We start from the raw sequence: 24380 nt of genomic DNA on the forward strand, positions 1-24380 counted from the left end.
ATACGTCGCTCGGGCCTATCGAGTGAGGGCTTCAGGAGGCAATCACACTTATGACGAACTTCGACGGGGTCGACTACTTCACCGACCCATCGCTCATCCCTGACCCTCACCCGTACTTCGATCACCTGCGTGGCCAGAATTCCACATGTTGTCCGATCAACAACGGCGTGCTGGCCGTCACCGGCTGGGAGGCGGCGAACGCCGTCTACAAGGACGTCGAGTCCTACTCGTCGTGCGTGGCCGTCGCCGGGCCGTTCACCCCGATCCCGTTCACGCCCGAAGGTGACGACATCTCTGCGCTGATCGAGCAACACCGCACCGAGATTCCGATGTACGAGCACATGGTGACCATGGACCCGCCGTACCACACCGACGCTCGATCGCTGCTGAGCCGACTGCTGACGCCCAAACGGCTCAAAGAGAACGAAGACTTCATGTGGCGGCTCGCCGACCGCTACATCGACGAGTTCATCGACGATGGGAAGTGCGAATTCCTGGCCGCGTATGCCAGGCCGTTCTCGCTGATCGTCGTCGCCGACCTGCTCGGGGTGCCCGAGGAGGATCACGAAGAGTTCCGTACCAACTTCGGCGCCGAGCGGCCGGGTTCACGCATCGGCGGACTCGACCACGAGCCGATCGCCACCAACCCGTTGGAATGGGCCGACGAGAAGTTCAGCTACTACATCGAGGACCGGCGCAAGAACCCCCGCGACGACGTGCTGACCGGATTGGCGACGGCGAAGTACCCGGACGGGTCCACGCCCGAAGTGACCGACGTGGTGCGCACCGCGACATTCCTGTTCGGCGCCGGACAGGAGACCACGGCCAAGCTGCTGTCGGCAGCGCTGCGTGTGCTCGGCGACCGTCCGGACATCCAGCAGCAGTTACGCGAGGACCGCAGCCGCATTCCGAACTTCATCGAGGAATGCCTGCGGATGGACAGCCCGGTCAAGAGCGTGTTCCGCATGGCCCGCAGGTCCACGACGCTGGGCGACGTTCCGATCCCCGCCGGCACCACCGTGATGGTGAGTCCCGGTGCGGCCAACCGCGATCCGCAGCGATTCGACAATCCGCACGAGTTCCAGCTCGACCGGCGCAACGTCCGCGAGCACATCGCGTTCAGCCGCGGCATCCACTCGTGTCCGGGTGCTCCGCTGGCGCGAGTCGAGGGCAGGGTGTCGATGGAGCGCATCCTGGATCGCCTGGCAGACATCACCATTGACGAGGAAAAGCACGGCCCGGCCGGTCAGCGCAACTACACCTATGAGCCGACGTTCATCCTGCGCGGGCTCACCGAGCTGAACATCAAGTTCACGCCCGTGAAGTAGGCGCGCGGCTAGGTGTCGCCACGCAGCCAGAGCGCCTGGCCCTCTACGGGCACGCAGGTGAGGAAGAGCCCGTCGGGCGCTTGCGCCACGCCGTTTTGATAGTTGTTGCAGTCGGTGTTCTCGTCCTTGATGCCGAACATCGACGGCGACCGGAACCAGCGCGGCTCGTATCGCCGCGGCGACCCGCAGAACACCAGCCGGCCCCAGTCGGTCACGCCGAACACGTAGTAGGTGGTGTTGTCACACGGCGCTCCCAAGACGGCTCCTGGCTGGATGCCTGGCGTGCACGCCGGCACGTCGCAGACCGTCGGCCCGGCCGCCGCCGGTGGTGCCGCTGTGAGCAATCCAGCCGCCAACAACCCCGTCCCGGCAAGCGCGCAGAGTTTCACGTCGCTACTCTGACATAACCGAGAAGGAAGTTCTTCATTTTGGAGAAGATTTGCCGGGCCCCCGGTGATAGGGTGGCTGCTCTTGCACCGCAACCAGCGACGAAGTCGCCCGCGCACGGGAGGAGCGAGTAAGCAAGTGTCGCCGCGGAAGCGCCGAGCAACGGTGCTCGACGCGAACCCTGAGGGCTCGATCGGCGTCGAGGAGATGCCGATCGAGGACGCCGCGACATTGGCGCGGGAAGCGCAAGCTCGCGCCGATGCCGCCCGTGCCCGGGCCGAGGAACTACGGCGGCAGGTCGACGAGGCGGCGCGCGCCGACCGCCGTGCGCGCCGGCGGTCACGCCGCCCGGCAATCCTGGCGAAGGTGGCCCGAGGCGCCGCGGTGCTGGTCGTCGTCGCCGCGCTGGCCTCGACTGGATGGATGCTCTGGCATGTACGCGATGTGGACCGCCATCGGCAGCGGGAAGCGGAGTTCGCCGCGGCAGCGCGCCAGAGTGTGGTCACCATGATGTCGCTGGATCCGGCCACGGTCAGGCAACAGATGCAGCGCGTCGTCGAAAACTCGACCGGGCAATTCAAGCAGGCCCTGCAGGCCGGTGGAGCAGACGAGATCGCCAAGGGTGTCGAGCGGTCCGGGGTGCGCACCACACTCGCGGTGAAAGCAGCGGCCGTCGAGTCGATGACCGACGATTCGGCCGTGGTTCTGGTCGCCGCGACCTCCGACGGCACCACCAAGGACAACCAGAAGCTGCCGTCGGCGACGTGGCGCATCAGCGTGTCCCTCAAGGAAGACGACCACCAGCTCAAGACCTCACAGTTCGAGTTCGTCAATTGACCACCGACCAGTCCCCCTCCGATGTCGACGACGCGCGCGTCGACGAACCCGCGCGCCCGCCGAGGACGACGGCGCTCGTGCGCATCGCGAACTGGGTGCAAACACGATGGCGCTCGATCGCGCTTGTCGCGCTCGTGCTGCTGGCAGTCGGGCTGGCCGCTCTTGTGTACGTCGAGCAGTACCGGCCCGAGCAGCTCACCGATCAGCGCGCACGTCAGTCCGCCGAAGACGCGGCCACAAAAGGCGCCGTAGCGGTGTTGTCGTACTCGCCCGACAGCCTGGACAAGGACATCGCCAATGCCAAGTCGCATCTCACCGGCGACTTTCTGGCCTACTACACCAACTTCACGCAGCAGGTCATGGCGTCGACTGCGCGAGACAAGCAGATCACGACCACAGCAAACGTGGTTCAGGCGGCGGTGGAAGACATCACGCCCGATTCGGCCAAGGTGCTGGTGTTCGTCGACAAGACGTCCGAAAGCAAGGCACAGCCCGCCCCGGTGCCCAGCCAAGCCGCCGTTCGTGTCACTCTCTCGAAGGTCGACGGGTCCTGGCTGATTTCCGCGTTCGAGCCGCTCTGAGCGCCCCCGATGTTATTCTCCCATTCTGAGAATGCCATTTCCCATGAGGAGCGATCGGTGCGTTCGATCGGTGCGATAGCAGGTGCTTTACTGGCGGCTGCCTCCGCAATCGGTGGCCCGGGCGCGGGCTTTGCCAGTGCAGACAACGACCCGGCGATCAACGGCACCTACGCGGCCACGTCGAACGGCGAGTGGGCGAGAACCAACGAGAGTTACCACGACGAGGCGACGGTCCGCAGCACCTGGACCATCAGCTCGTCGTGCCCGAACCCGCTGACGTGCACCGGCACCGTGACCAGCGATCAAGGCTGGACCGCCGGCATGTCGTTCATCTCCGGATCGTGGTTGGTGCGCCGCGAACTGCCGGGCTGGGAGACCTGCGCTGACGGCACCTCAGCCACCGGCGAGCAGGTCTACCGGTTCTACCCCGTCGACCCGGAAACGGGATTCGTCAAGGTCGGTTCGCCGATCTTGGCGGGCGAGGACGCCACCACCGGCCCCAGCGGGGCCTGCGGCTTCAACAAGCTGCTGGTGATCCGGATGCCGTTCAAGCTGGTCAAGATCGCCTGACGCAGCTCTACTTCGGCAGCATGTCCTGCCACGTCTTCGGCGGCGATGCCGACGTCCCCACTCCCAGTTGCTGATACATCTGCCCGTCCGGGGTGAAGTAGCGGCCGGTGCGCGGATCATATTGCGCCACAGCGGCTGTCGGCGCGGCAGCGGGCCCGTCCGATGCGCCGGGAGCGGCCTGCGGCATAGCGCCGTCCGGCACGGGGCCAGGAGGCGGACCGTGCGGTGTCACCGCACCGGAATCGGGCGGCACCGAATCAGCAGCTGGCGCAAGCGGATTCGATGTTGGAGGAGCCGGGTTCTGGACGGCACCGGCCGGCGGCACGGGTGGCGGCGCCGCGGGTGGCCCGACACCCGGCGGCAGCGGTGTTCCCTGCACCGGCGCGAATATCTGATCACCGAATGTGGCCCGGTCGTCGAGCGGAACCCCTTGAGACACAATGTTGGGATCGAACGGGTAGGGCCCCAGCGAATGCTGCCGCATGGCCAGCGGCTTGAAAGGCTCCGGGCTGCGGCACATTTCGACGGTGGGTGCGCGCTTACCCGGAACCTCCATGCACGGTGCGTTGCGGGCACCGCGGACCGCTATCGGCGAATCCTGCGGAAGCTTGCAGTACAACCCGTCCGGGGTGTCGAGGGTTGTGGTGTCCGCTGGACTCCGCCACAGGCTCGGCGGCAGGAAGCCGACTGTGCAGGGCGGCGGGTCGCTGATGTCGATCGCGAAGTCGCCCAGCGCCCATCCCGTCTGGTTCTTCGACGGCGCGACGGCCTGGATGCCCGCGACGTCCGGCGGAAGGATCACCAGAAGTTGTTCCACCCCAGCGTGATACACCACGAGGATCTGGCTGATAGTCTTCAGGTTGGCCAGCAGCACCGGCAAGGTCGGCTTGATCTGTGACAGCAGCGCCGAGGCTTCGTCGAACGCGCCCGGCCCCTTGCGCAGCACGGTGCGGATCTGCGGGTCGTCGGTGACGAGCTGCTGAGTGATTCCCGACAGGCTTCGCGACCACAGCTTGATCGAGTCGCTGGTCTGGGCCTGACTGTCGAGCAGCGTACCCGCGTCGTTGTAGAGGTCACGGGTGTTGTCGCCGACGCGGTTCAGATCGCCGGAGAGCTTGGCCGACGAGTCGGCCAGCGAGCTGAGGTCATAGCCCGCGCCGTTGAAGCCCTTGAACGTCTCGTCGAGCAATGCGCTGATCTTGTCCCTCGGAATGCTCTTGAGCAGTTCGCTGAGCTGATCGATCATCGGACCGACGTCCTGCGGAATCGTCGTGTCGCTCTTGGCGATCACCGAACCGTTGTGCAGGTACGGGCCCGAGTCGGTGCGCGGGCGCAGCTCGACATACTGCTCGCCCACCGCCGAGATGCTGCGCACCTGCGCCTCGAGGTTGGCGGGGATCTTCGGCGACGTGTTGAGCGACATCACCGCTTTCGCGCCGTCTCGAGTCAGCTCCACGGAGGTGACCTTGCCGACCTCCACGCCGCGGTAGGTGACGTTGCTGAAGCGGTACAGGCCGCCCGCCGCGGGCAGTTCCAGCGTGACCGACATGCGACCGATGCCCAGCAGGGTCGGCGCTTGGATGTAGAAGAAGACCATTGCCAGCACGCCGACGATCGACGCGATCGTGAAGATCGTCAGCTGGATTCGGACAAAACGCGTGAGCATCAGCTACCCATATCCATTTGCGATGGCGGGAAAGGCGTTTCGGCCGCGGGCGCGGCATCCGGTGTCGGAGGCGTCCCGCCAGGTGGCACCGCACCCGGTGACGTCAACGGAGCCGGCGCGGCAGCGGGCGGTGCCTGCGGCGCGGCGGCCTGTGTGACCGGTGCGCGCGGCACGCCGGGCGGGGTGTCCGGCTGCGGCGGAGCGAGGCCGGCGCTCAACGCGGTGTTCACCGGATTGACCGGGTCGAACATGTCCCGCATGAAGTACGGCTCGCCGGGTGCCGGCGGCAGCACCGCGCCCGGTTCCCCCCAGCGCGTGCCGAGAAGCAAGCCGCGCTTCAAGCGTTCCCGCGAAATGTCGAACACCGCAAATAGATTGGCGTAGTCCCCGCGGACAGCTCGGTCGATCAGGTCCTGGCTGTACGGGAAGTGGGGAATATAGGCGAGAGCGGCAGCGAGATCGGGTCCGACATCTGCGAGCGAGCGGAAGATCGGCTCGAGGTTTTGCAGATTGCGGATCAAATAGGCCTGGCTGTCGTTGACGAGTTGCGTGGTGGTGTCGCTGAACGTGCCGAGCTTCTCCAACGCGGTGGTGATGTTCGGCCGTTCTTTGACCAGCACGTCCAGCGCCGGCGGTATCTTCTTCAGCGCGTCGGTGATCACGTCGCGTTGGCCGGCGAACGTGTTGGCAAGCCGGTTCAGCGACTGAATCGACGCGATGATGTTGTCGCGCTGTTCGTCCAGCGTGCCCACGAATTGGTCGAGCCGGGTGAGCAGGTCGCGGATCTTTTCCTGACGCCCGGACAACGCAGCGTTGAAGTTGTGGATGATGTCGCCGAGCTGTGACAGGCCGCCGGTGTTGAGCACCAGTGACAGCGACGACAAGGTCTGCTCGGTCGACGGGTACGTCGACGACTTGCTCAGCGGGATCGTCGACCCCGGTTCCAGCCGCCCGCGCGGCGGCTCACCGAGCGGTGGAGACAACTGCAAATGCATCGAGCCGAGCAGGCTGGTCTGTCCGACGCTCGCCACCGCGTTGGCGGGCACCACCACGTCCGGCCGCACCGACACCTCGACATTGGCGTGCCACCCCTGCACGCTCATCTTGCCGACGCTGCCGACCACCACGTCGTCGATCAACACGGGCGAATTCGACTCGAGCGTCCCGACATTCGCGATCTCGACGTGGTAGGTCTTCGCGTCCGGGCCCCTGCCCACGGCTCCGGGCAACGGCAGCGAGTTCACGCCTTGGAACGAACATCCGGTGACCGCCGACGCCGCGCAGGCGGCGACGACGACGGCTCGGCGCAAGCGATTCCTACGCGTCATGACGGCGGCCTCTCGGCGGGCAGCAGCAAGTCGGGCAGGCTCGGTCCCGGAGCAGCCGGTGCATTCTCCGGAGCCGGCGTGTTCGGTGGCGGCGGAGGCCCCGCCGCTTCGGTGGGCGCCGGGTAGGAGACGCCAGGGATGCGCGCCGGCGGTGGGGGCGGCGGCGCGGCAGGCGGATAGTCGCCCTGCAGCCCTGTGTATGCCGACACGGCGGGCGGCATCTCCGGCGGCCCCGGCTTCGGCCCTTCGCCACCCGGTGCCAGTCGCGGCTCGGAATACTCCACCCGGCCAGGCGAATACGCGGGCATCAGGAACGGGTTGATCGGAAGCGGATTGTTGTTGGCGTTGAGCAACCGCAATGCCGGTCCGAGGTACTGCTCGCAGAGTTTCGTCGTTTCCGTCGACGTGACGTTCTCGACCGCTCCCGCCATTCCGCAGTATTGCCACACCGGGTTGGTGAGCAACGGGTTCAGCACGGGCGCACCGACCTGGCTTCCCGTGTCCGGGTTGTAGATGTGGTAGAAGTTCGAGAACGCGGTCGGCGCCAGATGCAGGATGTTCTGGACGTCCATCTGATGGTCGACCAGCGTCTGCGTGACGTTGGCGAGCCGCTGCACCTGTTCACTGGTCTGGTTGCGGGTGCCGGCGATGAAACGCTGCACTTCGCCCACCGCGACGGAAAGATCCGACACTGCGGCGTCCAGATCGGACCGGTTGTCATCGATGACGCTGGTGAGCGTGGCCAGCCGGTTCTCGAACTGCACTATCTGAGTGTTGCTGTCGCGCAACGCACTGACGAAGATCTGCAAGTTCTTGATGATGTCGGCGATGTTGCCGCTGCCGTCGGCCAGGACACGCGCCACACCGGAGAGCTGCGCGATGGCTTGCCGGAGCTTGTCACCGTTGCCGGCCAGCGCGTCTGCGGCGCTGTCGATGAAACGGGCCACAGCGGGCGTCGACGCGTTGGCGTTCGGACCCAATTCTGTTGCGAGCCGCTTCAACTGCTCCTTGACTTCGTCCCACTCGACCGGCACGGCAGTGCGCTCGAGCGGGATCACCGCGCCGTCGGCCATCTGCGGGCCCTTCGACTTGTACGCCGGTGCCAGTTGTACGTACCGCGCCGCCACCAGGTTCTGCGCGACGATCACCGCTTTGGCGTCGGCCGGGATCGGCACACCGCGGTCGACGTGCATCACCATCTTGGTTCGCGTGCCCGCTGGCTCGATCGCCGCGATGCTGCCGACCTTGACGCCGGAAACCCGCACGTCGTCACCGGGATAGATGGCCGTGGCGGTCGTGAAATACGCAGTGATGGTCTTGGGTTTGAAGAACGTTTGGCGCACGACGAAAAACCCTGCGGCGACGAGCAAGCCGACGAGCACGATCGTCACGCCGGTCAGAAGGCGCCTTCTTGTCATCGGCCCGGCCCCCACTGCTCATACGGCTGCGGAATCCCGTTGTACGGGAAGGGAAGCTCGGCTCGCGGCCCCGCGTTGTCCGGCGGCTGTCCCACGTCGACACCGCGCCGGAACCCGAAGATGTAGTCCATGAAGGGCTGAAGCAGCTGCGGCAGGCTCAGATTCGGGATGAATGCGTTGTAGTAGAACCCGTTGGCCACGGCCTCGCCCTGGGTGATCTGGTACTTCTTCAGGCCGGGTAGCGCTTGGGCGAGGTTGTCGCGGTTCTTCTCGAGCATCGCGGTCACCCGGTTCAACCGCTCCAGCGTGGGCGCCAGTTCGGCTTCGTTGTCGTGGACCAATCCGGTCAGTTGCTGAGACACCGCAGACGTGTTGGCCAGCAGTGAAACGATCGCATTGCGCCGTTCGACGAGCACCGCCAGCAAGCTGTTGGCGTCGAGCAGCAGCGCGTTGATCTGCTGGCTGCGCTCGGACAGGATTCCGGTGACATTGGTTGCGCTCTTGAGCAATTCGCGCAGGGACTGGTTGCGGTCGTTGATCGACCTCGACAATCGGGACACGCCGTCGAACGCCGGTCCGAGCTGCGGTGCAATCTGATCGAGCGTGGCAGCCAGCGTGTCCAGCGACTGATTGAGGTTTTCGGTGTTGGTGCCCGACACGTTGGTGGTGAGATCGCTGACCGCGTCGGTCAGCGAGTACGGGGAGCCGGTCCGTGACGTGGGAATCACATCCATGGCCCGCAGCCGCCCGTTGCCGGCGGATTCCAGGGTCAATACCCGCTCACCGAGCAGGGTTCCGGTTCTGATGTGGGCGGTGGTGTCATCGCCGAGCTGGATGCGGGCGGGAACGTTGAAGGTCACCAGCGCTTCGCCGTTCTTCAGCTCGATGGCCGAGACCGTCCCGACCTTGACGCCAGACACGGTCACGGGATTGCCCTTGGCAAGACCACCGGCTTCGGTGAACAGCGCCTGGTAGCGCAGCGACGAGGCAATCGACTTGAGTTGTTCGGGCTGAAGACCGACCACGATCACGAGCACGATCAGCACCACGCCGAGGAATCCGGCGCGAATGAGTTTGCCTCCGCGGTATTTCTGCATCAGCGCTCCGCACACCGTCCGCTGGTCTGCAAGACCCACGGGAAAAACACCGGCCGGCTCGTCGGGTCAGTGGTGGTGGCGCGGAAGAAAACTCCGCAGAGGTAGTAGTTGTACCAACCACCGTAGGATCCGAGCCGCACCAACTTGCGGTAGTTCTCAGGCATCTTCTGGATGTTCGCGTCGAGGACGTCCTTACCGTCGTCGAGTAACGGCGCCAGCCGGTTCAGCTGGTCGACCGTGCCGGCCAGCGGTGGGCGTGCGTTGGTCAGCAGGTCGGCGATCGATGCAGTTCCGTTGTCCAGCTGCACAATTGCGTCGCCGATCGGGTCGCGGTCTTGAGAGAGCCCGCTGACCAGTTTCTGCAGCCGATCGAGCGTGTCCTTGAACTGGTTGCCGTTCTTGTCGAGGGTGTGGATGGTGGTGTTGAGGTTGTCGATCAGCTGCTGAATCACCTCGGTGTTGTCGGCCAACGCATTCGAGAACGACGACGTCTTCGAGAACAGCGATTCCAGTGTGCCCCCCTGGCCCTGGAAGATCTGGATGAGCGACTGCGTCAGCGAGTTGACGTCTTGGGCGTTCAATCCCTGGATCACCGGTTTGAGGCCGCCGAGCAACAAATCGAGGTCGAGCGCGCCTGCCGTCCGGTCGACTGGGATCTGGGAGCCGGCGGACATGATCTTGGTGGACCCGGGCCCGTCGGCGAGCTCGAGATAGCGGTCGCCGACGAGGTTGAGGTAGCGCACCATCGCACGGGTTCCGTTGGTGAGCTTGACGCTGCGGTCGGCGTCGAACTTCACGACAACCTTCTTGTCTTCGCGCAGCGACACCTCGCCAACGGTGCCCACCCGGATGCCCGCAATGCGGACCGTGTCCCCCGGCTTCAGCCGCGACACGTCGGTGAACACTGCGGAATATTCGTTCGTCGCGCCGGTCCGGTACTGGCCGAAGATGAAGAACAGCGACGCGGTCAAAAGGATCATCACCACCGAGAAGATGACCAACTTGACCAGCGTGCCGCGCCATCCGCCCCTCATCCGGGCATTCCGATCTGTGCGGTGTTGCGCGGCGGCCCCGCGATCGGACCGTACAACAGCTGCTTGAGACCGTCGGAGTTGAGCAGGATTCCGGGGTTTCCGTACTGTTCAGGGTTGGCGCCGTCGTCCATGATCAAGAAGTTCGGCTGGGTGTCCTTCGGCACGTTGGGCAGCGTCATGCAGTGCGGCCCGCCGGTCGCGGCCACCTTCGGCAGATTGGTCGGGTAGCGGTAGCGCTCGATGCCCAGCGTGAGCCCCACCGACACGACGATGCCCGGCAGCGGCAACGGCGGCTGGTGCGTGATCACACCGATGCCCTGCAGCGTGCAGGTCAGGCCGGGGTTGTACTCGTTGAGCAGGTCGGTGGTCGGGATCAGCGTGTGCAGGACATCGGTCAGGGTTTGCCGGTTGGTGCCGATGACGTCGTTTCCGATGTCGGCCAACCCGATCGCGCTGACCAGGAACGCGTCGAGGTTGTTCTGTTCGTCGACAATCGAGTCGCTGATGCGCGTCGCGTTGCGGGCGGTGTCGAGAAGGTCGGGGGCGGCGTCGGCGTAGGTGTCGAACACCTGCGGTGCCACTTGCAGATCGTGGCGCAGCCCGTCGAGGCTCGGGTAGGTCTTGGCCAGGAAATCATCGAGATCGCTGAGCATTTGGCCGATCTTCTCGCCGCGGCCGTTCAACGCCGTCGCGAGTGCACCCAGTGTCTCGTTCAGCTTCTCGGGCTGGATGCTCGACAGCAGCTTCGACAGTTGCTCGAATACCGTGTTGATTTCGACGGTGACATTCTTCGCGTCGAGCACCGCACCTGGCTTGATCGTCTCCGCATCCGGGTTTTTCGGTGCAACCAGCTGCACATACTTCGCACCGAAGACCGTGGTCGACGCGACGTTGACGAGCACGTTGCGCGGAATGTACTTCAGCGCACTGGGGTCCATCGCCAGGTGGAGGACAGCGTGACCGTCGGCACGCTCTTCGATCGATTCCACCTTGCCGATCTGCACGCCCCGCATCTTGACCTTGGCGTCGGGGTTCATCACCAGCCCGGCGCGGGGCGAAACCACCGTCACCGGAACGGAATTGGTGAACCCGCCGCGAAAGAGGATGATCGCCACGGCCACGACCGCGACCACCAGCAGAACGCTCACCAAGCCCACGAGGGGCCGCGTGACACTGGGCTTCATCGACCTCCTCTCTTATCCCGACAGGTTGAAGTTGCCGTTCGAGCCGTAGATCGCCAGCGACACGAGCAGCGTCACCGACACCACGGTGATCAACGACGCTCGCACCGCGTTACCCACGGCCACACCCACGCCGGATGGTCCGCCCTGGGCGAAGTAGCCGAAGTAGGTGTGAACCAACAGGATCGCCAGTGCCATCAAGATGGCCTGAAGGAACGACCACAAGAGGTCGATCGGGTTCAAAAACGTCGAGAAGTAATGGTTGTAGAGCCCGGAAGACTGCCCGAAGATCACCACGGTGGTGAACTTGCTCGCGACGAACGACAAGATGACGGCGATCGAGTACAGCGGAACCACCGCGATCATCCCCGCGACGATCCGCGTGCTGACCAGATATTCGACGGACCGGATGCCCATGGACTCCAGTGCGTCGACTTCCTCGTTGATCCTCATCGCGCCCAGCTGCGCGGTCACGCCGGCGCCGAAGGTTGCGGCCAAGCCGATTCCGGCGACGACGGGCGCGGAAATGCGGACGTTGATGAACGCCGCCAGAAAGCCGGTCAGAGCCTCGATGCCGATGTTGCCCAGCGAACTGTAACCCTGCACGGCGAGCGTGCCACCTGCGGCCAGCGTCAAGAAGCCGACGATCACCACGGTACCGCCGATCAGCGCCAATGTGCCTGCGCCCATGCTGATCTCGGCGATCAACCGAATGATCTCGCGGCGGAAGTGCAAGGTCGCGTGCGGAGTGCCGGCGATCGCCTTGCCGTAGAACAAGGTGTGATCGCCGATGCGGCCGAGGGTGGTAACCGGCCGCTTGAATTGGTCGAGGGCCCGGAATACCCGGGGGTAGGTGGCGCGCAGCGTCATCGCCTGTGCCCCATCACTTCACCGTCGCCCGGATGCCGATTGCGGTGACGACCACGTTCACGACGAACAGCGCCATGAACGCGTACACGACCGTTTCGTTGACGGCGTTGCCGACGGCTTTGGCGCCGCCGCCGGTGATGATCAGTCCGCGGTAGCACGCGACCAGTCCGGCGATGAGTCCGAACAGCGCGGCCTTGACGCACGAGATGATCACTTCCGGAACGCCGGTGAGCAGCGTGATGCCGGCGGCGAACGCGCCGGGGTTCACGTCTTGGACGAACACCGAGAAGATGTAGCCGCCCAGGATGCCGATGATCACCACGAGGCTGTTCAGCAGCAGTGCCACCAGGCCCGCCGCCAGCATCCGGGGCGTCACCAGCCGCTGCACCGGGTTGATGCCCAGCACCTCCATCGCGTCGATCTCTTCGCGAATGGTCCGCGAACCCAGGTCGGCGCACATCGCCGTCGCACCCGCGCCCGCCACGATCAGCACCGTCACCAACGGCCCCACCTGGGTGACGGCGCCGAACGCGGCACCGGCACCGCTCAAGTCAGCCGCCCCCAGTTCGCGCAGCAGGATGTTGAGCGTGAAACTCACCAGCACCGTCAGCGGAATCGCCACCATCACCGTCGGCAGCAGCGAGACGCGTGCGACGAACCAGGACTGCTCCAAGAATTCGCGCCACTGGAACGGCCGGCGGAAGATGAACATGATCGCGTCACCGGACATCGCGAAGAACCCGCCGATGGCCTGCGCCGGCTTGGAGCCTCGGCCAAGCGAGATGCCGGTGCCCCAGCGTTCCGGCCCCTTGGTCCTTGTCGCCATCAGGTCTTTGGCCCTTCCAGGATCGTCACGGCTGACACCGCTGTGGGCCCACCGATGTTGTGCGCCAGGGCAATCCGAGCACCGTCAACCTGATTGACGGCCTCTCCGCGTAGCTGGGCGAACAGCTCGACGCACTGCGCGACGCCCGTGGCGCCCGGCGGATGGCCCTTCGACTTCAGTCCCCCGCTCGGGTTCACCGGCAACGGTCCGCCGATGCTGGTGACCTCCGCCTCGACGAGCTTGTACGCGCCGAAGCGGTCGGCGAAGCCCAGATCTTCGTAGCTCATCAGCTCGATGCCGGTGAAGAAGTCGTGCACTTCAGCCACGTCCACGTCCGCCGGCGTGAGCCCGGCCATCCCGAATGCCTGCTTCGCGGCGCGCACCGTGGCGGGGAACGTGGTCATGTCGGTCTTGTGCTGGTGCATCACCGAATCCAGGCCAAGTCCGACGCCGCGGATCCAGACGGGCCGGTCGGTGAACTGGGCGACCACGTCCTCGGCGGCCAGCACCAGCGCCGCAGCGCCGTCGCTCTGGGGCGCGCAGTCGTAGAGCCCGAACGGGGTCACGATGGTCGGCGCGGCGAGCGCTTGCTCCATCGTGATCTCGAACTGCAGTCGCGCCTTGGGGTTGTTCGCGCCGTGCCGGTGGTTCTTGACCGCGACCATCGCCATGTGCTCTTTCGTCGCGGGTGACTCGTGCAGATAGCGCGCCACGTGCAACGCGAATCCGGCGGGCGACACCAGTCCCAGCGGGTAGTCCCAGGCCATATCGCGGGCCATGGCTTCCCACTCCCAGACCATGTCCTTGGTGGACGTCTCGCGGATCTTGTCCGCGCCCATCACGAGCGCGACGTCGCACGCACCGGACGCGACCCCGAACAGCGCGTTGCGCACCGCGTCGTTGCCCGTCGCGCACGAGTTCTCCACCCGCGTGACGGGCAGGTCCGGCAAACCCAGGGTGTCGGCGAGGATGCCGGAAGGGAAGCCGTCGGGAGTACCCATCGCGCCGAACCAGGCGGCCCCGAGGTCGGACTTGTCGATGCCGTTGTCGACACTCGCCGCGCACTCGGCGAACGCCATCGGCAACAAATCTTTGATGCCGAGCGCAAAGTGCTCGGCGAAGGGAGTCATGCCAGCGCCGACAATGGCTACCTTCCGCATGCCGTCCCCTCCTGCGCCTTTCGGCAATGGCTGGCGCACGTCACCTCGGCGATGTCAGGCTCAGCCACTTTCTCAAGCGTCAACAGAGTATGACTCACGCCACACTCGTTTCGGGTTCGAATGCATATCCGTAATCAGGAACCCCAGATCTGACCGCCACCCGGCGTAGCGCGAGCCGGCCGCGATCGCCGATGCCGACCGTTCCGGGCTCGGCGCCGGTCACCTTCACCAGCGCGCGCACCCCCACACCGTCGAGTTCGACGATCACCAGCGAATACGGAGCCTTGAGGCCAGGAACCGGAATGTGCACCGTGGTCTCGGTGTAGACGGTGCCGGTGCGGGGCAGCGGCACACGTTCGTAGCGCGTCTTCAACCGGCCGTCCGGGTCGACGCGATAGCGGGGCGGAAAATCCAATTCGTCGCTGTCGGCAAACTTGCCCGCCTCCCACCGGACCTTGGCTTCGAAGGCCCGCTCGTAGGCCGCGAGCGAGATCGGGATGTCCGCGCCGGGTACCACTGTGCCCGCCGGCATCTCTCGTGGTTCGGGCTCACGCCGGTGGGTGGGCGCATGACCGCCCACCACGGTCAGACCGGACAGGCTGGCCTGCTCGACGGCCACCAACGGCCCTGTCTTGCCGGCTTCGGCCATCGCCGCCAGCGCGAATAGCCCCGCACTCGCCCCCATGGTCGGCAGCGGTGCCGGATCTCCGAGGCATAGTTCCGCGGCGGTCGCGTGGTCCACGCCGGCCAGCGCGGCGGGCGTATCCAGCCAGGCCGCGCCGAGGGAGGCGATCAGGCCCCGTTCGTGCAGCAGCCGCGGATCGCCGTAGTCGTGGACCCCGCCGATCGTGTTGCGGGTGCGCACCGGGAGGCTGCGGGCGACCCGGGCGGCTGTTCGCACCCATAGCCCGTTGTCTGCCGTCAGCACCGCGGCGGCACCGGCCGGCTCCAGGTCCACTCCGATCACCAGCGTCCGAGGACGCGCCGAGCTCAGCGCGTCCAGCGCGGCCGGAGCACCACCGAGACGCTCGTCGACTTCGAGCTCTGGGTCCAGGCTCAGACCCGCCAGCAGGACTGCGGCATTGCTGCTTTCCAGCAGCGGCAAGTGGCGGCTGACGATCACCACCCGCTCCACCGCCGCGCTGCCGTCCAGCGCAGCGCGGCCGGCCTCGACCGCAAGCGTGATCGCATCCTCGTCGTCGCCGGCAACCCGGTGAAGCGCCGCTCCCCAACACGGCAGATAGGTTCCGATCGACGCGACGTACGGCATGGGGCGTCCAGCCTAGGTGACCGCGCCGGCGGTCTTGAGCTCGATGATGCGGTCCCAGTCCAGTCCGAGTTCGGCCAGGATCTCGTCGGTCTGCTCGGCGAACCCCGGCGCCGGCCCGGTCCGCGGCGCCGACACGTCGAACTGCACCGGGTTGGCGACGAGGTCGAGTTGGCCCGCGCGGACGAGGTATTCGTTGGCGCGCACCTGCGCATCCTCAGCCGCCTGCAGCGTGTCCTGCACCGGCGCCCACGGCCCGGCCAGCGTGGCGAACCGCTGGCTCCACTCCACCAGCGGCCGCTTGGACATCGCGGCCTTCAGGATCTCCACTGCTTCGGCGGTATTCGCGGCGATCTGCTCGTCGCCGGCGAAGCGCGGATCGTCGATGTACTCCTCGAGATCCATGTGCTTGCACACGTCGGCCCAGAACTTCGACGCCTGCATCATCACGAACGAGATGTAGCGGCCGTCGGCCGTCGGGTACACGCCGACGAGCGGGTTGATCGGTGAGCCGTGGATGCCCGGCGGCGGGCTGACCATCAGCTGGCCGAGGTGCTTGGTCAGCGCAACCGTGTGACCCAGCGACCACAGACCACTGCCCAGCAGCGAGACGTCGACGATCGACGGCTCGCCGGTGCGCTCACGCTTGAGCAGCGCAGCGGCGATGCCCCCGGCGAGATTGGTGCCGGAGATGGTGTCGCCATACGCCGGGCCCGGAGGAGCGATCATGCCTTCCATGCCGGGCGGCGTAATGGTCGCGGCGGTGCCGGCGCGGCACCAGAACGCGGTCATGTCGTAGCCGCCTTTGACCGATTCCTCGCCGCGCGGCCCCAGCGCGCTACCGCGGGCGTAGATGATGTCCGGGTTCACCGCGCGGATGTCGTCGACGTCGATGCCGAACTTCTTGCGGTGTCCCGGCAGGAAGCTGGTCAGGAAAACATCTGCGCGCCTTGCCAATTCGAGCAATACCTCTTTGCCCTCCGGCACGGACATGTCCAGCCCGATGCTGCGCTTGGCGCGGTTGGCGTGTTCGATGTTCGGGTTCGGGTCGCCTTCGACCCGCAGTGGTCCGGTCTGCCGCAGCCCTCGCTGCGGGTCGCCGGTGACCGCGTGCTCGACCTTGATGACGTCGGCGCCCCACTCGGCCAGCACCGCGCCGGCCGACGGGACGAAGCCGTACATCGCGACTTCGAGGACACGGATTCCGTCCAGCGGCTCACTCACTACTGCACCACCGTGGCGAGCGTCTTGGTCTCCAGGAATTCTTCGAGCCCTTTCGTGCCCATCTCGCGACCGATGCCGCTTTGCTTGTAGCCGCCGAACGGCGCGTCGGGGCTGAAGTAGCTGCCGCCGTTGATCGAGAAGGTGCCGGTGCGGATGCGCCGCGCCAGCGCGATCGCCCTCTCCTCGTTACCGAACACCCCGCCGGACAGCCCGTAGATCGAGTTGTTGGCGATTCGCACCGCGTCATCATCGTCGTCGTAGGCGATCACCACCAGCACCGGCCCGAAGATCTCGTCCTGCGCGATTTCGCTGTCGGGATCGACGTCGGTCAGCAGCGTCGGCTCGTAGAAGTAGCCCGGGCCGTCGACTTTCTTGCCGCCGGTGACCAACGTGGCGCCCGCCGCCACCGCCCGTTGCACCATGGCGTCCACCTTGTCGCGCTGACGCTCGCTGATCAGCGGCCCCATGTAGGTGGCCTCGTCGGCGGGATCGCCGTAGCGCACCATGCCGAGGAAATTGCGGACCTGCTCGACGATCTCGTCGTGGTGCTTGCGCGGCACCAGCAGCCGCGTGGTGATTGCGCAACCCTGGCCCGCGTGAGAGGTGATCATGAACGCGGCCATCATTGCGCAGGTGTTGAAGTCGGCGTCGTCGAGAACGATCATCGCCGACTTGCCGCCGAGCTCTAAAAACACCCGCTTGAGGGTGTCGCTGGCCGCGGCCATGATCTTGCGGCCGGTCGCGGTGGAGCCTGTGAACGTGACGACGTCGACGTCCGGGTGCGTAGTCAGCACCGCGCCCACCTCCGGGGCCGACGAGCTGAGCACGTTGACCACGCCCGGCGGGATGTCGGTGTGGTTGGCGATCAGCTCGCCGAGCGCCAGCGTGACCAATGGCGTGTCCGGGGCGCCCTTGAGAACGACTGTGCAGCCGGCGGCCAGCGCGGGGGCGAGCTTGGCCAGGGCGAGCTGGTTGGGGTAGTTGTAGGCGATGATCGCGGCGACGACGCCAGCCGCCTCTTTCTCCACCCAGCGGTGGTGCTGAGCACCTCTGCTCTCGATGTTGCCGAGGTCTTCGGTCATCGGATAGGTCTTCAGCAGTTCGCCGTAGTAGCGCACGATGTCGATCGGCTGGTCCAGCTGCGGGCCGGCACACAGCATCTGGGTTGCGCCGACTTCTGCAACGGTCAGCGCGGCCAGTTCGTCGCGGTGCTCGACGAGCGCGCGGTGCAGCTGCTCGAGGCAGCGGACGCGCAGCTCGACGTTCGTCGACCAGTCCGTCGTGTCGAACGCACGTCGCGCCGCGGCGACAGCGGCCTCTGCGTCGGCCGCGGTGGCGTCGGGCGCGTGACCCACCACTGCGCCGGTCGCAGGGTTATAGGAAGGAAAGGTCTTCGCGGCGCCCACCAGCTGCCCGTCGATCAGAAGGTGCCGATCGGCCGAACCCGGACCAGAGCTTCCGTTGGCGGACTGCCGAGCGGTGTCAGTCGCCGTGCCCTGTTGCGCCATTCGGCCTCCTAGACCACCTTGATAATTTGGTTCTCATCTGCGGCGAATCATACATTCCGATTCAGAGAACTCAAGCAAGTCGGCTCAACCCTGCGGCGCTGGTCAGAGCGACTGACGGCTACCACCTCACCGCCCTGACCAGGCACGTCGCGCGGTTGCACGCAGGCGATATTTGAGAGTAGTGTTCTCAAAACCGGAAGGGAGATTCTTGTCCACCATGAAGACGGTTGCGCTTTTCGCGGCCGCTGGCACCAGAAACGACGGGCTAACTGTGCGATGAGAACCGCTGTCGTCACTGGAGGCGCCTCGGGAATCGGGCAGGCCATCGCCGCGCGCCTGCGCAAAGACGGGCTCGCGGTAGCCACCCTCGATCTGCGCGCACCGGACGATGACGAGTCGGCGTTCACCGCCGATGTCACCGACCGGGCACAGGTGGACGCCGCGCTGGACGAGATCCGCGGTCAGTTCGGGCCGGTGACGGTTCTGGTCAACGCCGCGGGCATGGATTCGTTCAAGCGCTTCACCGACATCAGCTTCGAGCACTGGCAACGGATCATCGACGTCAATCTCAACGGCGTCTTTCACTGCATCCAGGCGGTGCTGCCGGACATGATCGAGGCCGGCTGGGGGCGCATCGTCAACATCTCCTCGTCGAGCACTCACTCGGGTGTCCCCTACATGGGCGCCTACGTCGCGGCCAAGTCCGCGGTCAACGGGCTCACCAAGACACTGGCGCTGGAATACGGACCCAGCGGCATCACGGTCAACGCCGTGCCGCCCGGCTTCATCGACACGCCGATGCTGCGCAGCGCCGAAGCTCGCGGTTATCTGGGCGACGTCCAGGAAAACATCAATCGCACGCCGGTGCGGCGCATCGGCAAACCCGAGGACATCGCCGCCGCGTGCGCCTTCCTGGTTTCCGACGAGGCCGGCTACATCACCGGCCAGATCCTGGGCGTCAACGGCGGCCGCAACACCTGACCGATCAGTCGAACGAAAGGACACTCTGTGGGACGCGTTGAAGGCAAAGTCGCATTCGTGACGGGCGCTGCCCGCGGGCAGGGCCGCAGTCACGCGGTTCGCTTGGCCGAGGAGGGCGCCGACATCATCGCCGTGGACATCTGCCACGACATCGAGACCATCGGCTACCCGCTGGCGCAGCCCGAGGACCTCGAGGAGACCGCCCGCCTCATCGAGAAGACCGGCCAGGGCGTGCTGACCGCGCAGGCCGACGTGCGCGATCCCGCTCAGCTGCGCGAGGCGCTGCAGAACGGCTTGACCGAATTCGGCAAGGTCGACATCGTCGTGGCCCAGGCCGGGATCGCCGGGATGAAAGGCGACCCGCCGCTGCAGGCCTGGTGCGACGTCATCAACACGAACTTGATCGGCACCATCAACGCCATCCAGGTCGCCTTACCGCACCTCAACGAGGGCGCGTCGATCATCGCGACCGGCTCGACGGCTGCGCTGATGGACGTTGCCAAGAAGGACAATCCGGGCGCCGATCCCGGTGGCATGGCATACGTCACCGCCAAGCGGCTGCTGTCGCAGTACGTCCACGACCTCGCCACCGAGGTGGCGCCGCGCGGCATCCGCGCCAACGTCGTCCATCCGACCAACACCAACACCAACATGTTGCAGAGCGAACCGATGTACCGGGCCTTCCGCCCGGATCTCGAGCACCCGACGCGCGCGGACGCCGAGCCGGTGTTCGGGGTGCAGCAGGCGATGCGCATTCCCTACGTCGAGCCCGAAGACATCAGCAACGCGGTGTTGTGGCTGGCATCCGACGAGGCCCGGTATGTCACCGGCATGCAGCTGCGCGTGGACGCGGGCGGCTATCTGAAGTGGTACGACTACCACATTTAGGGGAAGCAGTGAAGGTTTGGGTTGACGGGGACCGCTGTCAGGGCCACACGCTGTGCAAGATGGTCGCCCCGGATGCGTTCGAGCTCAACGACATCGACGGGACGTCGTCGCCGGTGTCGGAGGTGGTGGCACCCGGCCAAGAAGAGCTGGTTCGCGAAGCCGCCCACTCCTGCCCTGAGCAAGCCATCCGCATCGAAGAGTGAGTAGCCAAGGGAGACAACGCGTGAGCGTCGACATCGAGAGCGGAAGCGATAGCGATAGCGAACGCAGGCAGCCCCGCTATCACTTCGACCGTCACACCCCGGACTACCGGCTGCAGTTCGAGAAGATCACCGAGGAGATGCACCAGAAGTGCCCGGTGGCCTGGTCGGACACCTATGGCGGGCATTGGGTGGCCGCGGGCAGCAAGGAAGTCTTCGAGCTGGCTCGCTGTCCGGCCGTCTCCAATCATCACGACGTCACCGGTCAGACGCCGTACAAAGGCATCGCGATCCCCTATGCCAAGCGTGTCAACGGCATTCGCGGCGGCATGTTGGAGATGGACGATCCGGAGCACCGCCTCTACCGAACAGTGCTGAACCCGTATCTGTCGCCGGCTGCGGTCAAGCGATGGGAGCCGTTCATCGACGAGATCGTGCGCGCCAGCATCGACGAGAAGATCGAAGAGGGCCGCATCGACTTCGTCGACGATCTGGCCAACATCGTGCCCGCGGTGCTCACGCTGGCGATGATGGGCATTCCGCTCAAGAAGTGGGCCATCTACAGCGAGCCCACCCACGCTGCGGTGTACACCCCCGAGGACTCCCCGGACATCGACCGTGTGGTCGCCATGCACCGTGAGATGGGGCTGGATCTGCTGACCACCATGATGGAGATCCGTGAGAACCCGAGGCCGGGCTTGGTGAACGCGCTCGTCAACATGCGCATCGACGGCGAGCCGGCACCGGATCTCGAGATCATGGGCATGCTGGGCCTGCTCATCGGCGGCGGCTTCGACACCACCACCGCGCTGACCGCGCACTCCCTGGAATGGTTGTCGCAGCACCCGGATCAGCGCGAGCTGTTGTCCCGCGAACGAGACCGCTTGCTGGACATGGCGACTGAGGAGTTCCTGCGCTACTTCACGCCGGCGCCTGGCGACGGCCGCACGTTCTCGGCCGATGTCGAGGTCGAGGGCACCCACTTCAAAGAAGGCGAGCGGCTGTGGATTTCGTGGGCGATGGCCAACCGCGACCCCGCGGTGTTCCCTGAACCCAATGAGATTCACATGGACCGAAAAGGCAACCGGCACTTCAGCTTTGGCATCGGGGTGCACCGCTGCGCCGGCTCCAACGTGGCGCGCACCGTGTTCAAGGCGATGCTCACCGCGGTGCTCGACCGGATGCCGGACTACCAGTGCGATCCGGAGGGAACCGTGCACTACGACACCATCGGCGTGATCCAGGGCATGCGCCATCTGCCGGCCACCTTCACTCCCGGCCGCAGGCTGGGTCCCGGCCTGGACGAAACGCTGGACAAGCTGCAGCGGATCTGCGACGAGCAAGAATTGGCCCGTCCCATCACCGAACGCAAGGAAGCGGCCGTCATCGTGTGAGTTCGGCGCGCAAGCGACGCTGAGCTTCGCTTTGCGCGCCGAAAGCTGTGAATCACCGTACGGGTGCCTGAGGTTTCGAGTCAGCGCCGTCTGCGTCGACTACCGTCGAAAGTCGATGATGTCCACGCAATGGAAAAGGATCGCACTCGTTGCAGCCGCCGCTGCGCTGGCGGCGATGGGCGTCGCGACGGTCCAAACCGGCTCGGCTGGAATCGGCGCCTTGCACATGGTCGCCAACGGCGACAGCACCATCACCTCGCCGCTCCCGGCCACCACCCCCTCGATTGCCAGGGCAGCCCCGCAGGTCAAGGCGACCACGTTCTCCGGTGGCGACTGGCCCGGGCACGGGGCGTTCGGCGAGGACTGGGCCAAGTAGGCAGTCGGCCGCCTATCGTCGCGGCAGCCCGAGGACCTGCTGCGCGATGATGTTGCGCTGAATTTCCGACGTGCCGCCGGCGATCGTGCCGCCGAAGCTGCGGGCGTAGCGCTCGAACCAGCTCGCAAAGTAGTGGTCGAGGTTCATCGGCGCATACGGCCCCGTCAGCGCGGGATGGGTCAGCCCGTCGGATCCAGCTGCGGCGAGCGCATGCTCGAAGCCGCGCTGTTCGGCCTCCGAGCCGAGCAGCTTGAGCATCGACACCGACGCCGTGTCCTGTTCGCCGCGGGCCGCGCGCGCCAGCGCCGCAGAGCCCAGCAACCGAAGGGCGGTGTAGTCCATCACCATCGTGGCGTACTGGTCGCGCTCCAGCGCCGTCCTCGGATGGAAGTCGGTCATCGCGTTGTTGAGGCGGTCCGCGAACCCCAGCCACATCATCGTGCGCTCGTGGCCCAGCGATCCGTTGGCCACCCGCCAGCCCTCGTTGAGTGGACCGACCAGATTCTCGACGGGAACGCGGGCGTCGGTGAAGAAGACTTCGTTGAAGTCGAGGTCGTCCTGGCCGCAGATCGACGCGAACGGCCGGCGCACCACGCCGGGCGTGTCGGTGGGGATCATCAACGCGCTGATTCCCTTGTGCTTGGGCGCATTCGGGTCGGTGCGGACGAATGTGAGCAGCACGTCGGCGTCGTGGGCGCCCGACGTCCACACCTTCTGGCCGTTGACAACGAAAAAATCGCCGTCGGCGTCCGAAGTGAATTCAGCACGAGTTCGCAGCGAGGCCAGGTCCGAGCCCGCACTCGGCTCGCTCATGCCCAGTGACGCGGTGATCTCGGCTCGCAGTATGGGCACCGCCCAGCGATGCCTCTGCTCGTCGGTGCCAAACGTAATCAGCGATGCCGCAATGATATTCACACCCTGCGGGTTGAAGCTGTGGTAGATCCGCCGCCGGCACAGCTCCTCCAGATGCACATACTGCTGCAGCACCGTGGCGTTGCGGCCACCGAACTCGGGCGGTTGCCCGGGCAGCAGCCAGCCGTTGTCGAACAGCAGCCGCTGCCAGCGGCGCGCCCACTGCGGCATGTGCGATACCGACCGCGGCCGCTCCAATGTCTCTGCCTCAGAAGGCAAATGCTCGTCGAGGAAGGCGCGGAACTCGGCCCGGAACTCCTCGACGTCGGGATCAAAAGTCAGCTGCACGGTACTCCTCGGCGATCGTCGCTCGGTGCTCGGCTGCGCCGCCGAGCATCAGCTCGCCAGCCTTGGCCCGCTTGAGCGCGAACTGCAGATCGTTCTCCCATGTGAAACCCATCGCGCCGAACGACTGCAAGCCTTGTCGGAACACCAGTGACTGACACTCGCCAGCGGATGCCTTCGCCATCGCCGCCGCGAGCCGACGCCGCGGATCGTCGGCCGCGATCGTCAGCGCAGCGAAATAGGCCAGCGCCCGGGCACGTTCGATCGCGACGTGCATGTCGGCGCACTTGTGTTGCATGGCCTGAAAGGAGCCGATGGGCACCCCGAATTGATGACGGTCCCGTACGTGGACCAGGACCAGGTCGAGGATGCGCTGACACGCGCCCACCATCGTCATCGCCATCCCGGTGAGTGCGACGTGACATGACCGCTCGACATCGGCGTCACCGACGCGGGCGTTCTCGGGCACCCGAAGCCCGGCGAAGACGAGATCGGCGACATGCAGCACCGGGTCGAACACCGGCGTGCGCCGCGCCGTCACGTCGCCCTTGTTGACGAGGAACACGCCGGCAGCGGTCACCACCGCCACTCGGTCGGCGCGGTCGCCGTCGAGTACGTGGCGCGCGGTGCCGTTCAGCACCCAGCCGTCGGCGTCGCGGTGGGCGGTCACTCCCGCAAACACCGCCGCGCCCGACTGGTGGGGGTCGAAACGGTCGCCGGCCAGGGGCGCGAACTGCGTCATCGTCGCCAAGAACGGCGTCGGGTCGGTGGCGCGGCCCAGCTCCTCGACAACGATTGCCAATTCGACTGCGTTTTCCGGATCGTTCATCTCGGTCCAGCCGGCGTCGACGTACGCCTTCCACACCTGAGTCGGATCGGTCCCCTGCTCGGCGACGCTGCGCACGAGTGCCGGCGGACACTGCTTGGCCACGGCGTTGCGCACAGTGTCTTGCCATAGCTTTTGGTCGGCGTCGAACTCCAGAAGCATTCGGCGTCTCCTCAGGCCGGGTCGACTTCGCGGCGAGAATATCATTCTCAGGAGTGAAAGGGCCAATCTCCTAA

Annotated in this window: 24 protein-coding genes; 9 read left to right on the plus strand and 15 right to left on the minus strand. The window is 65.9% G+C overall.

Annotated elements, in window-relative coordinates:
- Nucleotides 1-50: 50 nt before the first annotated feature.
- Entirely contained in the window at nt 51-1328 is a 1278-nt protein-coding gene (locus tag AC5Y4C_RS09430) for a cytochrome P450 (protein WP_499908924.1), read from the plus strand.
- A gap of 8 nt (nt 1329-1336) precedes the next feature.
- On the opposite strand, the gene AC5Y4C_RS09435 is transcribed toward AC5Y4C_RS09430, so the two are convergent.
- Nucleotides 1337-1717, minus strand: coding sequence for a hypothetical protein (locus AC5Y4C_RS09435; protein ID WP_499908928.1), 381 nt, complete (start codon nt 1715-1717; stop codon nt 1337-1339).
- Between the two features lie 136 nt (nt 1718-1853).
- Here AC5Y4C_RS09435 and AC5Y4C_RS09440 point away from each other — a divergent pair, with 136 nt between their 5' ends.
- From AC5Y4C_RS09440 to AC5Y4C_RS09450, 3 genes are read left to right on the plus strand one after another with little or no spacing between them, the layout of a single operon-like run.
- Nucleotides 1854-2552, plus strand: coding sequence for an Rv1363c family protein (locus AC5Y4C_RS09440; RefSeq protein ID WP_499962464.1), 699 nt, complete (start codon nt 1854-1856; stop codon nt 2550-2552).
- Complete coding sequence (locus tag AC5Y4C_RS09445; protein WP_499962467.1) at nt 2549-3133, plus strand: Rv1363c family protein; 585 nt, start codon at nt 2549-2551, stop codon at nt 3131-3133. The genes AC5Y4C_RS09440 and AC5Y4C_RS09445 overlap by 4 nt, the downstream gene beginning before the upstream one ends.
- A gap of 57 nt (nt 3134-3190) precedes the next feature.
- Nucleotides 3191-3703 carry an Rv2253/PknI dimerization domain-containing protein gene (locus tag AC5Y4C_RS09450; protein ID WP_499948696.1) on the plus strand — a complete coding sequence of 171 codons (513 nt, stop codon included), beginning with the start codon at nt 3191-3193 and terminating at the stop codon, nt 3701-3703.
- Between the two features lie 7 nt (nt 3704-3710).
- Here the strand turns inward: AC5Y4C_RS09450 and AC5Y4C_RS09455 are convergent, their stop codons facing one another.
- The 12 genes from AC5Y4C_RS09455 to AC5Y4C_RS09510 form a co-directional block, all read right to left on the minus strand.
- The gene (locus AC5Y4C_RS09455; protein WP_499962470.1) at nt 3711-5369 is read right to left on the minus strand and encodes an MCE family protein; all 1659 of its coding nucleotides are present in this window, start codon (nt 5367-5369) and stop codon (nt 3711-3713) included.
- On the minus strand, nt 5369-6697 hold the full coding sequence (locus tag AC5Y4C_RS09460; RefSeq protein WP_499962472.1) for an MCE family protein: 1329 nt from the start codon (nt 6695-6697) through the stop codon (nt 5369-5371). Before AC5Y4C_RS09460 ends, AC5Y4C_RS09455 begins: the two co-directional genes overlap by 1 nt.
- Nucleotides 6694-8115 (minus strand): MCE family protein, encoded by a 1422-nt coding sequence (locus AC5Y4C_RS09465; protein ID WP_499908938.1) that lies wholly within the window; start codon nt 8113-8115, stop codon nt 6694-6696. Before AC5Y4C_RS09465 ends, AC5Y4C_RS09460 begins: the two co-directional genes overlap by 4 nt.
- Complete coding sequence (locus tag AC5Y4C_RS09470; protein WP_499909318.1) at nt 8112-9212, minus strand: MCE family protein; 1101 nt, start codon at nt 9210-9212, stop codon at nt 8112-8114. Before AC5Y4C_RS09470 ends, AC5Y4C_RS09465 begins: the two co-directional genes overlap by 4 nt.
- A complete protein-coding gene (locus AC5Y4C_RS09475) occupies nt 9212-10246 on the minus strand; it encodes an MCE family protein (protein WP_499908940.1) in 1035 nt (344 codons plus the stop codon). The genes AC5Y4C_RS09470 and AC5Y4C_RS09475 overlap by 1 nt, the downstream gene beginning before the upstream one ends.
- The gene (locus AC5Y4C_RS09480; RefSeq protein ID WP_499962474.1) at nt 10243-11430 is read right to left on the minus strand and encodes an MCE family protein; all 1188 of its coding nucleotides are present in this window, start codon (nt 11428-11430) and stop codon (nt 10243-10245) included. The genes AC5Y4C_RS09475 and AC5Y4C_RS09480 overlap by 4 nt, the downstream gene beginning before the upstream one ends.
- Nucleotides 11431-11442: 12 nt before the next feature.
- Nucleotides 11443-12297, minus strand: coding sequence for an MlaE family ABC transporter permease (locus tag AC5Y4C_RS09485; RefSeq protein WP_499948701.1), 855 nt, complete (start codon nt 12295-12297; stop codon nt 11443-11445).
- Nucleotides 12298-12310: 13 nt separating this feature from the next.
- Nucleotides 12311-13123 (minus strand): MlaE family ABC transporter permease, encoded by an 813-nt coding sequence (locus AC5Y4C_RS09490; protein WP_499908947.1) that lies wholly within the window; start codon nt 13121-13123, stop codon nt 12311-12313.
- Entirely contained in the window at nt 13123-14283 is a 1161-nt protein-coding gene (locus AC5Y4C_RS09495; RefSeq protein ID WP_499908949.1) for a thiolase C-terminal domain-containing protein, read from the minus strand. The genes AC5Y4C_RS09490 and AC5Y4C_RS09495 overlap by 1 nt, the downstream gene beginning before the upstream one ends.
- A 94-nt stretch (nt 14284-14377) precedes the next feature.
- Nucleotides 14378-15553, minus strand: coding sequence for a Zn-ribbon domain-containing OB-fold protein (locus tag AC5Y4C_RS09500; protein WP_499962477.1), 1176 nt, complete (start codon nt 15551-15553; stop codon nt 14378-14380).
- Between the two features lie 12 nt (nt 15554-15565).
- Nucleotides 15566-16774 (minus strand): CaiB/BaiF CoA transferase family protein, encoded by a 1209-nt coding sequence (locus AC5Y4C_RS09505; protein ID WP_499948706.1) that lies wholly within the window; start codon nt 16772-16774, stop codon nt 15566-15568.
- Nucleotides 16774-18282 carry an aldehyde dehydrogenase family protein gene (locus AC5Y4C_RS09510; protein WP_499908955.1) on the minus strand — a complete coding sequence of 503 codons (1509 nt, stop codon included), beginning with the start codon at nt 18280-18282 and terminating at the stop codon, nt 16774-16776. The genes AC5Y4C_RS09505 and AC5Y4C_RS09510 overlap by 1 nt, the downstream gene beginning before the upstream one ends.
- 276 nt (nt 18283-18558) lie before the next feature.
- Here AC5Y4C_RS09510 and AC5Y4C_RS09515 point away from each other — a divergent pair, with 276 nt between their 5' ends.
- The 5 genes from AC5Y4C_RS09515 to AC5Y4C_RS09535 all read left to right on the plus strand — a co-directional run bounded on the left by AC5Y4C_RS09515 (nt 18559) and on the right by AC5Y4C_RS09535 (nt 22121).
- Nucleotides 18559-19263: an SDR family NAD(P)-dependent oxidoreductase gene (locus tag AC5Y4C_RS09515; protein WP_499908957.1), complete on the plus strand. Its 705-nt coding sequence runs from the start codon at nt 18559-18561 to the stop codon at nt 19261-19263.
- Between the two features lie 27 nt (nt 19264-19290).
- Nucleotides 19291-20151, plus strand: a complete 861-nt coding sequence (locus AC5Y4C_RS09520; protein WP_499908959.1) for a mycofactocin-coupled SDR family oxidoreductase — start codon at nt 19291-19293, stop codon at nt 20149-20151.
- Between the two features lie 8 nt (nt 20152-20159).
- On the plus strand, nt 20160-20354 hold the full coding sequence (locus AC5Y4C_RS09525) for a ferredoxin (RefSeq protein WP_499908961.1): 195 nt from the start codon (nt 20160-20162) through the stop codon (nt 20352-20354).
- Between the two features lie 20 nt (nt 20355-20374).
- Nucleotides 20375-21745 carry a cytochrome P450 gene (locus tag AC5Y4C_RS09530; RefSeq protein WP_499962479.1) on the plus strand — a complete coding sequence of 457 codons (1371 nt, stop codon included), beginning with the start codon at nt 20375-20377 and terminating at the stop codon, nt 21743-21745.
- 115 nt (nt 21746-21860) lie between these two features.
- On the plus strand, nt 21861-22121 hold the full coding sequence (locus tag AC5Y4C_RS09535) for a hypothetical protein (protein ID WP_499908965.1): 261 nt from the start codon (nt 21861-21863) through the stop codon (nt 22119-22121).
- Nucleotides 22122-22133: 12 nt separating this feature from the next.
- On the opposite strand, the gene AC5Y4C_RS09540 is transcribed toward AC5Y4C_RS09535, so the two are convergent.
- Together AC5Y4C_RS09540 and AC5Y4C_RS09545 are read right to left on the minus strand one after the other, a co-directional pair.
- On the minus strand, nt 22134-23321 hold the full coding sequence (locus AC5Y4C_RS09540; RefSeq protein WP_499962481.1) for an acyl-CoA dehydrogenase family protein: 1188 nt from the start codon (nt 23319-23321) through the stop codon (nt 22134-22136).
- Nucleotides 23305-24306, minus strand: a complete 1002-nt coding sequence (locus AC5Y4C_RS09545) for an acyl-CoA dehydrogenase family protein (protein WP_499962483.1) — start codon at nt 24304-24306, stop codon at nt 23305-23307. Before AC5Y4C_RS09545 ends, AC5Y4C_RS09540 begins: the two co-directional genes overlap by 17 nt.
- Nucleotides 24307-24380 lie beyond the last annotated feature (74 nt).

This window comes from Mycobacterium sp. NGS35 (assembly GCF_059812855.1).